Below are 11541 nucleotides of genomic sequence, written 5' to 3'. Positions count from 1 at the left end.
GATAGCGGGCGATGACTGACGAGAAGAACGACGAGCGGCTCAGCTACGAGCAGGCCCGCGCCGAACTGGCGTCGGTGGTGGAGCGGCTGGAGACCGGCGGGACCTCGCTGGAGGAGTCGCTGGCGCTGTGGGAACGCGGCGAGCGGCTGGCCGAGGTCTGCCAGCGCTGGCTGGACGGGGCGCGGGCCCGCATCGACGCCGCCCGCCCGGCCGCCGACTCCTGAGACCCGCTCCGCCCCCGTCCGCCGGCTCCTGAGACCCGCTCCGCCTCCGTCCGCCGGCTCCTGAGACCCGCTCTCCGCCGGCCGCCCGCGACCGCCACCCCGGCACGCCGGGCCGTAACCGCAGCCCGGGTACGCACGCCGTAGCCGCCAGCGCCGGTACGCACGGACGGGGCGACCGGTGGCCGCCCCGTCCGGTGTTCCGTCGCTCAGCCGAACATCTTGTAGACGTCGTCGGAGGCCTCGACGACCTGGTCCGCCGGGGGCTGCTGCACCGGCGTGGTCGCACCGTAGTCGCTGTACGTGATCAGCAGGTTCTGGGCCTTGGCGGTCCCGGCCGCCGGCACCTCGATGCCGAACTCGGTCAGCCGGCCCTGCGCGTCGAGCTTGGCGGTGAACGGCACCGCGCTGGCCTGGCCGGCCAGGGCCTTGACCGTTTCGGCGTCGAGCACGTCGGAGCCGGTCGCCTTGGTGGCGTCGAGGGTGCCGGCGTACATGCCCTCACCGGTCTTGCGGACCTCGGTGATCGCCTTGGTCAGCGCCTCGCTGCCGGCCGGGTCGACGTCGGCGAAGTCGAACTCGAGGTCCTTGACGCCCTTGATCCGGCTCCGGTCGAGGTGCTGGTACTTGCCGGAGTTCAGGTTGCCGGGCGCGGCGGTCGCCATCGCGCCACTGAACTGGATCTTCACCCAGGTGTCGGTGTCGATGAAGACCAGGTGCATCTCCATGGCCAGGTCGTCCGAGGCGTCGCCACCGGTCATGGTCATCTCGGCGCTCTTGGTCGGCATGTGCACCTTGCCGGCCCCGTTGAGCTCGCCACCGGCCATGGTGAAGCTGAAGTCACCCTTGCTGAGTTCCTTGGTCGAGGCGAGCAGCGCCTCCTTGGCGTCGCTGGGGATGCCGCCGGCCGGGGCCGAGGAGGAGGAACCGGCCGCCGTCGGCTCCTCGGTCGCGGTGTCCGACTTGCAGGCGGTGAGACCGGGTACGAGCAGCGAGGCGGCCAGCACGCCGACACTCCACCGTCGAATCTTCACGTGGCTGTCTCCAGACGTCGTCCGGCGCGACACGGGCACCGGAAACTGAGGGGTACCGGGGACGGGAACGCCCGTCTGGGCGGTATGTACCCAGTCCGGCGTGCACCCTACCGGACCGAGTCGGCCAGTTCGCGGAGTTCCTTCTCGGCCGCCTCGCCGACCACGATCACCGTACGGTCCGGTTCGAGCAGCACCAGGGCCCGCTCGTCACCCCGGGCGGTGTACCGCTGCCAGCTCCGTCCGTCCAGGTCGAGCGCGCCCTGCGGCTGGTTGTCGTCGGTGAGTTCGGTGGGCAGCAGCCGCTCCGGTGGCACGTTGCTCTGGACGAGCTGGACGCCCCGACCCTCCGGGGTGAGGTAACCCAACCGCAGGGTGGACCCCTCGTCGGACTGCTGGAACCGGGCCCGGATCGGACGCCAGCCGTCGCCGAGACCGGACGGTTCGGCGACCGGGAAGGCGTTGGCGGCCCGGGCCTGCTCGACGGCGGGCACCGGATCGATCACGGCCGGCTCGTCGCCGCCGAGGAAACCCCGGTAGAAGGCGAGCAGCAGGGCGATGGGGACCAGCAGCACCAGCAGCGAGATCGCCATGTCCTTCGGCGAACGCTCGGACCGGGCCTTTCCGGTGCCGGACGCCTCCCCACCCGGGACGGAAGCGGGCCCGGCGGCGCGGCCGGGGCCGGGCTCGACCGTCGCGGGCCGCCCGGCCGGGTCCGCCGGGGTCAGCGCCGGTTGGCCGTCCGGCGGGGTCAGCGCCGGTTGGCCGTCCGCCGGGGTCAACGGCAGTTGGCCGTCGGGCGGGGTCGAGTCGGCGGGTGCGCGGTCGGTGGGCTCCACCCCCCTATCTTCGCAGTTCCCCGGTTGACCCGATCCGGGCCACCGGGGACCCGTACCGGCGTTACGTTGACCACCGTGTGAGGGCGATTCATCCGCCCACGTGTGAGGATCAGCGACAAAGCCGGCGGCGGCGACGGCCGCATCCCGCCGGTCCACCCCGCACCGTCGCGAGGAGGAAAGCCGCCATGACGAACACCAGAACGCGGATCCCCCAGGATCTGGACCGCAACCTCGCCCTCGACCTGGTCCGGGTCACCGAGGCGGCGGCGATGGCCGCCGGCCGGTGGGTCGGCCGGGGCGACAAGGAGGGTGGCGACGGCGCGGCCGTCGACGCCATGCGCAAGCTGATCAACTCGATCCCGATGCGGGGCGTCGTGGTGATCGGTGAGGGCGAGAAGGACAACGCCCCGATGCTCTTCAACGGCGAGGAGGTCGGTGACGGCAGCGGTCCCGAGGTGGACGTGGCGGTCGACCCGATCGACGGCACCACCCTGATGAGCAAGGGCATGCCGAACGCGCTGGCCGTGCTGGCGGTGGCCGAGCGGGGCGCGATGTTCGACCCCAGCGCGGTCTTCTACATGGAGAAACTCGCCGTCGGGCCGGTCTACGCCGACGTGGTCGACATCAACGCCGGGGTGGCCGAGAACCTGCGCCGGATCGCCAAGGTCAAGGGCGGCGACGTCTCCGAGGTGACGGTCTGTGTGCTGGACCGCCCCCGCCACGACGACCTGGTCAACCAGATCCGGCGGACCGGGGCCGGCATCCGGTTCATCTCCGACGGCGACATCGCCGGGGCGATCGCCGCCGCCCGGGGCGAGAGCGACGTCGACGTGCTGATGGGCATCGGTGGCACCCCGGAGGGGATCACCGCCGCCTGCGCGCTCAAGTGCATGGGCGGGGTGATGCAGGCCAAGCTCTGGCCCCGGGACGACGCCGAACGGACCAAGGCCCTCGACGCCGGCCACGACCTGGACCGGGTGCTGACCACCGACGATCTGGTCACCGGGGACAACTGCTTCTTCGTGGCGACCGGCGTCACCTCCGGTGACCTGCTGCGTGGGGTCAGCTACCGGGCCGGTGGGGCGTACACCCAGTCGATCGTCATGCGCTCCAAGAGCGGCACCATCCGCGTGATCGACTCCTACCACCGGTTGGAGAAGCTGGCGCTCTACTCGGCCGTCGACTTCGACGGCCGCCCCCTGGCCGAGCAGGAGTGACCGCGACCCGGGACGTGGACGCCCTCCCGTCGGCGACGCTGCGGGTCGCCGGCGTCGCGCTCGCGGTGCTCTCCGGCGTCGCGGTGGCACTCCAGTCGCGGATCAACGGCGAGCTGGGGGTACGCCTCGGCGACGGGATCGCCGCCGCGGTGGTCTCGTTCGGGCTGGGGCTGCTGATCCTGCTGGTACTGGTCCCCGCCGCCCCGGCCGGGCGGCGGGGGCTGCGCCGGCTCCGGGCCGCGCTGCGCGAGGGTGCGCTACGACCGTGGCAGTGCCTCGGTGGGGTGTGCGGCGCGTTCCTGGTGGCCACCCAGGGGCTCACCATCGGCACGCTCGGGGTGGCGGTGTTCACGGTGGCGGTGGTGGCCGGTCAGACCGGCAGCAGCCTGGCGGTGGACCGGGCCGGTTTCGGCCCGGCCGGCCGGCAGCCGGTGACGCCGAGCCGGCTGGCCGGGGCGGTGCTGACCGTACTGGCCGTGCTGATCGCCGTCGGTGACCGGCTGGGCGATCCGGGCGCGCTGGTGCTGGCCCTGCTGCCGCTGCTCGCCGGGATCGGGATCGCCTGGCAGCAGGCGGTGAACGGCCGGGTACGTGCAGCCGCCGGGAACGCACTCACCGCCACCCTGGTCAACTTCACCGTCGGTACGCTGGCGCTGCTCGTGGTGTTCGCCGTGGACCTGCTGGTACGCGGCCTGCCGGGTGGTGGTCTGCCGGCCGAGCCGTGGCTCTACCTGGGTGGTCCGCTGGGCATCCTGTTCATCGCGTTGGCGGCGGCGATCGTCCGGTTCACCGGGGTGCTGCTGCTCGGCCTGGCCACCATCGCCGGGCAGATCGTGGGCGCGGTGCTGCTGGACGTGCTGCTGCCCACCGCGGCTTCGCATCCCGGCCCGGCCACCCTGCTCGGGGCGGCGTTGACCCTCGTCGCCGTGCTGGTCGCCGCGATCGGCCCGCCGGTGCGCCGCTAGGGCGCGCCGGCGGCGCAGCCGTTCCCGCTCATCCGGCCCGGGCGGGCAGCAGGTCCAGGGTGGCGTCGATCGCCTCGTCGAGCGGGGTGCAGGTGACGCCGAGGGCCGCGGTGGTCTCGGTCGAGTCGAGCACGAACGGCCGGTAGAACTGGTAGGCGATCTCGCGGAGCTCCCGTACCTCCCGGTTGACCAGGCCACCGAGCGTGAGCGCCGCCCGGGGCAGCCGGATGATCCGGGGTGGCCGCGCTCCGGCCCGGGACGCCGTGATCTCGGCGAGCCGGCGTACGGAGACCGGCGGCGGGGACGGCGCGTGCCAGATCCGCCCCCAGGCCCGTTCGTCGTCGGCGACGGCGACCAGGGTGCGGGCCAGGTCACCGACGTACGTCCAGCTGTGCGGGGCGTCCGGGTCGGCCGGTACGACGACGGGCCGGCCGGTCGCCGCCCGGGGCAGCACGAGGTTGTTGGCGACGGAGTGTGCGCCGGCCCCGAGGAAGTCCGAGGCGCGCACCTCGGTGGCGCGCAGCCGACCGGCCCGGTGCGCGGCGGACGCCTCCGCCCACATCCGTACCCGTACCGCGCCCTTGGTGCTGTTCGGTCGCTCCGGGGTGCGTTCGGTCATCGGGCCGTCGACCGGACCGTACCCGTAGAGGTTGCCGGCGGTGACCAGCACCGCGCCGGTGCGGGCGGCGGCGGTCGTCAGCGCGGACGCGATCGGCGGCCAGTCGGTGGGCCAGCGGTGGTACGCCGGGTTGGCGCAGTTGTAGAGGGCGGTGGCCGAGCCGGTGAGTGCGGTCAACCGGTCGGCGTCGGTGGCGTCGGCGGCGATCCGCTCGATGGCCGGGTGGGCGGGGCCGCGCCCCCGGCGGCTGACCAGCAGCACCCGGTCGCCCCGGTCGGCCAGCAGTCGGGCGGTGGCGGTGCCGACCGGCCCCGCGCCGACGATCACGTGAGTAGCCATCAGGGCCACCTCTCGAAGCAGTGATGCAGATAGAGAGCACTGCTCTCTGGACCATCCCAGCATGCCCGCGGCCACCGCACTTCGTCAAGAGCAGTGCTCTCTCTTTTGACGGACGCTCTCTTCGTGGCAGAGTGGACGGCGTGTCCGCACCATCGATCCGCGCCCGGGTCCGCGCCGAGATGATCGACGAGATCAAGACGGTCGCCCGCCGCCACCTCGCCACGGACGGCGCCAACCTCTCGCTCCGGGCGGTCGCCCGCGAGATGGGCATGGCCTCGTCGGCCGTCTACCGGTACTTTCCCAGCCGGGACGAGCTGCTCACCGCGCTGATCATCGAGGCGTACGACGCCCTCGGCACCGCGGTCGAGACAGCCGGGGCCGGGCCGGACCGGGCCGACCTGCGTGCGCGCTGGTCAGCCTGCTGCCGGGCGGCCCGCCGCTGGGCGCTGGCCCACCCCGCCGAGTACGCGCTGCTGTACGGCAGCCCGGTGCCCGGCTACGCCGCGCCGACGGACACCATCGAACCGGCCCAACGCCCCCCGGTCACGCTGATCGGCATCGTCAACGACGGGGTGGCCGCCGGTCGGGTCGCCGTCCCACCGGACGACGTGCCGGAGCCCCTCCGGGGCGACCTGGCGGTGATCGCCGACGCCCTGGCGGTGGACCTGCCGGCGGCGCTGATCGCCCGGACGATGGCCGGCTGGACGCACCTGTTCGGGCTGATCAGCTTCGAACTCTTCGGCCGGATCAACAACGCCCTGCCCCACCGGGACCTCTACTTCGACCACCAGATCGACCTGATGGCAGACGTCGTCGGCCTCCCCTGACCACCCGGGGCCCGACCGCGCCCCGGCCACGGCAGGCGGACCCGCCGGCCCGGAAGGGCACCGCAGGCGAGCCCGCCGGGCCGCAGGAGCCGCAGGCGAGCCCGCCGGGCCGCAGGAAGCGCAGACGGAACCGCGGGCCCGCAGGCGGGCCCGTCGGGCTGGCCGCGCGGTGCCGGCCGGCGGTCAGGTGCCGTCGGAGGAGTGGCCGGGGAAGAGGTGCGCCGCGGGGTCGATCACCACGGCGGCGTTGTTCACCGCGGTGGCCGCCTCACCGAATCCGGTGGCGATCAGCCGGACCTTGCCCGGGTACTCGGTGATGTCCCCGGCGGCGAAGACCCGGGGCAGGTTGGTGGCCATCGCGCTGTCGACCGTGATGTGCCGCTTGTCCAGGTGCAGACCCCACTCGGCCAGCGGCCCCAGGTCGGCGGTGAAGCCCAGCGCCGCGACCACCGCGTCCACCGGCACGGTCTCCGCCGCGCCGCCGCGTACGGCGATGTCGGCACCGGTCACCGCGGTGTCCCCGTGCAGCTTGGTGACCTCGGCGTTGACCACGATCCGCACCGGCAGTTCGCGGACCCGGGCCACGGTGGCGGCGTGCGCCCGGAACCGTTCCCGGCGGTGCACCAGGGTCACCGAGCGGGCCAGCGGGGCCAGGGCCGCCGCCCAGTCGAAGGCGGAGTCGCCGCCGCCGACGATCAGCACGTCCCGGCCGATCAGCTCGGCCGGTTGCGGGACGAAGTACATCAGGCCGGCACCGTCGAAGCTGGCGGCGGCGGGCAGCGGACGGGGGGTGAAGCTGCCCAGCCCGCCGGTGATGAGGATGGCGCCGCAGCGCAGCCGCTCGCCGTCGGCGAGGGTGAGCACCGGCTGCCCGTCGACGTGTTCGAGCCCTTCCGCGCGGACGCCGAGCAGGTACTCGGGGTTGGCGGTGGCGGACTGGGCGACCAGGTTGGCCACCAGGTCCCGTCCCTTGATCTCGGGAAACCCGGCGATGTCGTAGATCATCTTTTCCGGGTACATCGCGGTGACCTGCCCACCCGGCTCGGGCAGGGCGTCGATCACCGCGACCGAGAGCCCCCGGAAGCCGGCGTAGTACGCGGCGTAGAGACCGGTCGGGCCGGCTCCGATGATAGCGACGTCGATCTCTCGCATCCACGCACCGTCACTTTCCGCTCAGGGATCAGCACACGCTGATTTCTGATGACGGTAGGGGTCGGAGCCGGGGTGGGGCAAGCATGTCCCACGTGGCGTGATCAGGACAGGGGCAGCGGGGACGCCGGATCCACCTCGGCCCGCCGCCGACGGAACAGCACCGCGGCGAGAACGCCCCCGACCAGCCCGAACAGGTGCCCCTGCCAGGAGATGCGCTCGTCGGTGGGGAGGATGCCGACCAGTTGCCAGCCGTAGAGCAGACCGACCAGGAGCACCACCGCGAAGTTCCACCAGGTGCGCTCGACGATGCCCCGGGTGAGCAGCAGGCCGAGGTACCCGAAGATCACGCCGCTGGCCCCGACCACCACCGAGTTGGACGATCCGGTGAACCACACGCCGAGCCCGCTGACCAGGATGATCACCAGCGTCGACCACAGGAACCGGCGGACCCCGGCGGCGAGCACGAAGGTGCCGAGCAGGATCAACGGGATGCTGTTGCTGTAGAGGTGGTCGAAGCCGTGGTGCAGGAAGGGTGAGAAGAAGACCCCGTCCAGCCCGTCGATGCGCTTGGGGATGATCCCGGCGGCCGGGTCGAAGCCGGCGTCCAGCCAGACGTCGAGCGCCTCGATCAGGAAGAGCACGGGCACCACCGCGCACATGGCGACGAAGGCCCGCCCCAGCGAGGCGTAGAAGGCCTCGGTGCCGAACCGGTTCGGGTCGTTGCCCGACGGGCCACCGTCGTAAGTCACCCACAAGTAGCTATCAGCTCAGCAGGCCGACCGCCAACCCGACCGGCGCGCCGACCCGGTCCGGCGGCCCCACCGACGGCGACGGGGGTGTGCGGATCACCGCACACCCCCGTCGAACAGCCCGGTCGGTCAGTACCAGCCGACGTCCTGGGAGTGCCCCCAGGCCTTGCACGGCGTGCCGTACCGGCCCTTGATGTAGCCGAGGCCCCACTCGATCTGGGTGGCCGGGTTGGTTTCCCAGTCGTCGCCGGCCGAGCCCATCTTGCTGCCCGGCAGCGACTGCGGGATCCCGTACGCCCCGGAGGAGGAGTTGCGGGCCTTGTGGTTCCAGCCGCTCTCCTTGGTCCACAGCTTGTCCAGGCAGGGCATCTGGTCGATGCCGAACCCGCTGTCGAGCAGCAGCGCGCAGCCGATCTCGCGGTTGCCGCTGTACTCGTTGCAGGAGGCGGGGATCGGCCCGTCGTACGGCTTGCTGTTCGCGGCCTTCTTGGCCTCCGCCTCGGCCTTCGCCTTGGCTTCGGCTTCCGCCTTGGCCTTGGCCTCGGCCTCGCGCTTCTTGCGGGCGGCCCGCTCGGCGGCGGCCTTGCGGGCGGCCAGCTCGGCGGCCTCGGCGCGCTGGATGGCACGCAGTTCGGTCTGGTAGCGGGCGGACTCGACGACCTGGTCGGTCTGCACGTACCGCGACTGCTCGACGACGACCTGGCCGACCGGCGCGGTCGCGTCCGATCGCCGGGTCTCCCGGTCTTCGCCCAGATAGAAGCCGCCGGCGACGCCCACGGAGAGCAACGCTACGGCGGCGGTACGGGCACCCAACCGGCTCCACAGCCGACTCACGAAGTGGTCCCTTCGTCGGGGTCAAGGACACGGCGCGACCGACCCCGGTCAGCACCGGACGGGTCCGCGCCGTGAGCGCCCCGACCCGCACCGGCGGTCGCCGGCACCCGGCCGGCGAGCCCGACCCGGGTGACCAGTGCTCACCAACGGTGCTCCTGGTGCGCGGGCGCTCGTGGGACACCATCGCGCACTGTGGGTCGGTTGGGAAACCACACGACTCAAATGTGACCTGCGCCACTATAAAGATAGCGACGCAGGCCCACAAAAGCGACTATCAGTGCGGGATGTCCTCCAGGAGATCGGTGACCATCGCGGCGATCGGCGACCGCTCCGAGCGGGTGAGGGTGACGTGCGCGAACAGCGGATGACCCTTCAGCGTCTCGATCACGGCGGTCACCCCGTCGTGCCGCCCCACCCGCAGGTTGTCCCGCTGGGCGACGTCGTGGGTGAGCACCACCCGGGAGCCCTGCCCGATCCGGGACAGGACGGTGAGCAGGACCCCGCGCTCCAGCGACTGCGCCTCGTCCACGATGACGAACGCGTCGTGCAGGCTGCGCCCCCGGATGTGGGTCAGCGGCAGCACCTCCAACATGCCCCGGGAGGTGACCTCCTCCATCACGTTCTCGTGCACCACCGCGCCGAGGGTGTCGAAGACCGCCTGCGCCCAGGGCGACATCTTCTCCGACTCCGAGCCGGGCAGGTAGCCGAGTTCCTGACCACCCACCGCGTACAGCGGCCGGAAGACCACCACCTTCTTGTGCCGGCGGCGCTCCATCACCGCCTCCAGGCCCGCGCAGAGCGCCAGCGCCGACTTGCCGGTGCCGGCCCGGCCGCCCAGCGAGACGATGCCGACCGACTCGTCCAGCAGCAGGTCCAGCGCGATCCGCTGCTCGGCCGAGCGACCGCGCAGCCCGAACGCGTCCCGGTCGCCCCGGACCAGCCGGACGGTCTTGTCCGGCAGTACCCGCCCCAGCGCCGACCCGTTGCCGGAGTGCAGCACCAGGCCGGTGTGGCAGGGCAGCCCGGCGGCGGCGTCCAGGTCGAGCGCCTCACCGGCGTAGAGCTGACCGATCTGCTCCTCGGCCACCTCCAGCTCGGCCATCCCGGTCCAGGTGGGGTCGCTGGCCTGGCCGTGCCGGTACTCGTCGGCGCGCAGCCCGACCGAGGCGGCCTTGACCCGCAACGGCATGTCCTTGCTGACCAGGATGACCTGCCGTCCCTCGGCGGCCAGGTTGAGCGCCACGGACAGGATCCGGGCGTCGTTGGATTCGGTACGGAACCCGGGCGGGAGCACCCGGTCGTCGGTGTGGTTCAACTCGATCCGCAACGAGCCGCCCTGCTCGTTGGCGGGCACCGGGAGGTCCAGCCGGCCGTGGACGATCCGCAGCTCGTCGAGCATGCGCAGCGACTGCCGGGCGAACCAGCCCAGCTCCGGATGGTGTCGCTTGCCCTCGAGTTCGGAGATCACCACGAGCGGGAGGACCACCTCGTGTTCGGCGAACCGGTGGAACGCCGCCGGGTCGGACAGCAGGACCGAGGTGTCCAGGACGAAGACCTCTGGTCGGGGCTCCCCGGGCTCGGCGGTGCCCGTGGCCGTACGGCGGCTCCGGGTCGTCCGGCGGGTGGTGCTGGTCGCGGCCGGGGTCTGATCGCCACCGGCGGGGGTACGACGAGTCGTCACAGGCCTGCTCCGACGGATGGGCACCCGCCACCCGCGTTCCGCCTCCTCCGGTGCCCGGGGACACGGGGTCGGATGCGGGCCCCGTGCGCGAGGTCGCAGATCCGGGCTGGCCGGCTGGCCCGGGAGAACCCCGGACCATGACTAGACGCTAGCGCCGCCCCGCCGCTTCCGGCTAGAGCTGACGATGGATCTCAATCGAGTGGGGGATGAACACACTGTTCGGGGCGGATACCGGCCGGGATGCATGCCCCCTGCGCGCACCCCGGCCGGTACGCCCGCGTCGGCTGGTGCGACGCGGGCCCACGGTGCGTCCCGCCGGGACGCACCGGGGCCGCCGAGCGGCCTCCGGTCGGCTCAGCCGCGCCGGCCGGCCAGTGTCCCGGTCGGGTACCGTCCGCCGACGGTCACGGTCGACTGGCTCACGCCGACGGCCACGACGGGCTGGCCGCCTCCGAGGGCCGCCATCGGCTGGCGTCCTGCGGTGGTCAGGCCGGCCGGACGGGTACCGGTGGCCCCGGCCGGCGCGAACGCCGAGCCGGTGTAGGTGGTGCCCGTCCGGTTGGCCGGGGCACCGTGGTACGTGGCCGGCGGGGCGGGTCTCGACTCCGGCCACCCGCGTCCGGGTGGCACCGCGAGCGCCGACGCCAGGGCCGCCTGCGCTCCCCGGCGTCGCCGGTTCCAGGCCCCCCGGTCGCCGTCGAAGTAGCCCTGCCGGTAGCCGAACCGGTATCCGATCCGGTAGCTGAGCTGCCCGTGCAGCCGGCCGGCCGCATAGCTGGTCGAGCCGAGCAGCAGGACCAGGAACACCGCGAAGAAGGGGCTCATCCGACGGCTCCGGTCCGGTGCGGGCGCGGACCCGCGGCCATCCCGTCCGCGATCAGGCCGGCGGCCCCGGCACGGGTTGCGAGTTCGGTCACCACACCTCCCTCGTACCGGGCGCGCGGCCCGGGCGGGAAGCGGCCGGCTCCCACCCACGACACACCGAAAGTTGTCCCATGGGCGTGACAATAACAGCTTCCTATGTGTTTGCCGCCACACCCAGCCCCAGCTTTTCTGCCATTTACACA

At 72.7% G+C, this 11541-nt stretch carries 12 protein-coding genes; 4 read left to right on the top strand and 8 right to left on the bottom strand.

Annotation, left to right across the window (positions count from 1 at the left end; all coding sequences use genetic code 11):
- The first annotated feature begins 11 nt into the window (after window positions 1-11).
- Complete coding sequence (locus PVK37_RS10870; protein WP_275033719.1) at window positions 12-224, top strand: exodeoxyribonuclease VII small subunit; 213 nt, start codon at window positions 12-14, stop codon at window positions 222-224.
- Between the two features lie 206 nt (window positions 225-430).
- Here PVK37_RS10870 and PVK37_RS10865 read toward each other — a convergent pair whose 3' ends face one another.
- Window positions 431-1255 (bottom strand): hypothetical protein, encoded by an 825-nt coding sequence (locus PVK37_RS10865; protein WP_275033718.1) that lies wholly within the window; start codon window positions 1253-1255, stop codon window positions 431-433.
- 107 nt (window positions 1256-1362) lie between these two features.
- Window positions 1363-2091, bottom strand: a complete 729-nt coding sequence (locus PVK37_RS10860; protein ID WP_275033717.1) for a DUF4245 domain-containing protein — start codon at window positions 2089-2091, stop codon at window positions 1363-1365.
- 185 nt (window positions 2092-2276) lie between these two features.
- Here PVK37_RS10860 and glpX point away from each other — a divergent pair, with 185 nt between their 5' ends.
- Complete coding sequence (gene glpX / locus PVK37_RS10855) at window positions 2277-3308, top strand: class II fructose-bisphosphatase (RefSeq protein WP_275033716.1); 1032 nt, start codon at window positions 2277-2279, stop codon at window positions 3306-3308.
- Window positions 3309-3322: 14 nt separating this feature from the next.
- Window positions 3323-4273 carry a DMT family transporter gene (locus PVK37_RS10850; RefSeq protein WP_275035078.1) on the top strand — a complete coding sequence of 317 codons (951 nt, stop codon included), beginning with the start codon at window positions 3323-3325 and terminating at the stop codon, window positions 4271-4273.
- A 28-nt stretch (window positions 4274-4301) separates the two neighbouring features.
- On the opposite strand, the gene PVK37_RS10845 is transcribed toward PVK37_RS10850, so the two are convergent.
- A complete protein-coding gene (locus PVK37_RS10845; RefSeq protein ID WP_275033715.1) occupies window positions 4302-5231 on the bottom strand; it encodes an NAD-dependent epimerase/dehydratase family protein in 930 nt (309 codons plus the stop codon).
- Window positions 5232-5371: 140 nt separating this feature from the next.
- On the opposite strand from PVK37_RS10845, the gene PVK37_RS10840 reads away from it, so the two are divergent.
- Window positions 5372-6058, top strand: coding sequence for a TetR/AcrR family transcriptional regulator (locus PVK37_RS10840; RefSeq protein WP_275033714.1), 687 nt, complete (start codon window positions 5372-5374; stop codon window positions 6056-6058).
- 183 nt (window positions 6059-6241) lie between these two features.
- Here PVK37_RS10840 and PVK37_RS10835 read toward each other — a convergent pair whose 3' ends face one another.
- The 5 genes from PVK37_RS10835 to PVK37_RS10815 all read right to left on the bottom strand — a co-directional run bounded on the left by PVK37_RS10835 (window position 6242) and on the right by PVK37_RS10815 (window position 11299).
- Complete coding sequence (locus PVK37_RS10835) at window positions 6242-7210, bottom strand: NAD(P)/FAD-dependent oxidoreductase (protein WP_275033713.1); 969 nt, start codon at window positions 7208-7210, stop codon at window positions 6242-6244.
- Between the two features lie 101 nt (window positions 7211-7311).
- Window positions 7312-7959 carry a rhomboid family intramembrane serine protease gene (locus PVK37_RS10830; RefSeq protein WP_275033712.1) on the bottom strand — a complete coding sequence of 216 codons (648 nt, stop codon included), beginning with the start codon at window positions 7957-7959 and terminating at the stop codon, window positions 7312-7314.
- A 129-nt stretch (window positions 7960-8088) separates the two neighbouring features.
- Window positions 8089-8793 carry an aggregation-promoting factor C-terminal-like domain-containing protein gene (locus PVK37_RS10825; RefSeq protein WP_275033711.1) on the bottom strand — a complete coding sequence of 235 codons (705 nt, stop codon included), beginning with the start codon at window positions 8791-8793 and terminating at the stop codon, window positions 8089-8091.
- A gap of 274 nt (window positions 8794-9067) precedes the next feature.
- Window positions 9068-10474: an RNA 5'-3' helicase PhoH2 gene (locus tag PVK37_RS10820; protein ID WP_275033710.1), complete on the bottom strand. Its 1407-nt coding sequence runs from the start codon at window positions 10472-10474 to the stop codon at window positions 9068-9070.
- A 354-nt stretch (window positions 10475-10828) separates the two neighbouring features.
- Entirely contained in the window at window positions 10829-11299 is a 471-nt protein-coding gene (locus PVK37_RS10815) for a hypothetical protein (protein WP_275033709.1), read from the bottom strand.
- Window positions 11300-11541 lie beyond the last annotated feature (242 nt).

Origin of the sequence: Micromonospora cathayae (assembly GCF_028993575.1) — a bacterium.
GTDB classification, from domain to species: Bacteria; Actinomycetota; Actinomycetes; order Mycobacteriales; family Micromonosporaceae; genus Micromonospora; species Micromonospora cathayae.
This window is presented reverse-complemented; position numbering and strand designations above follow the sequence as displayed.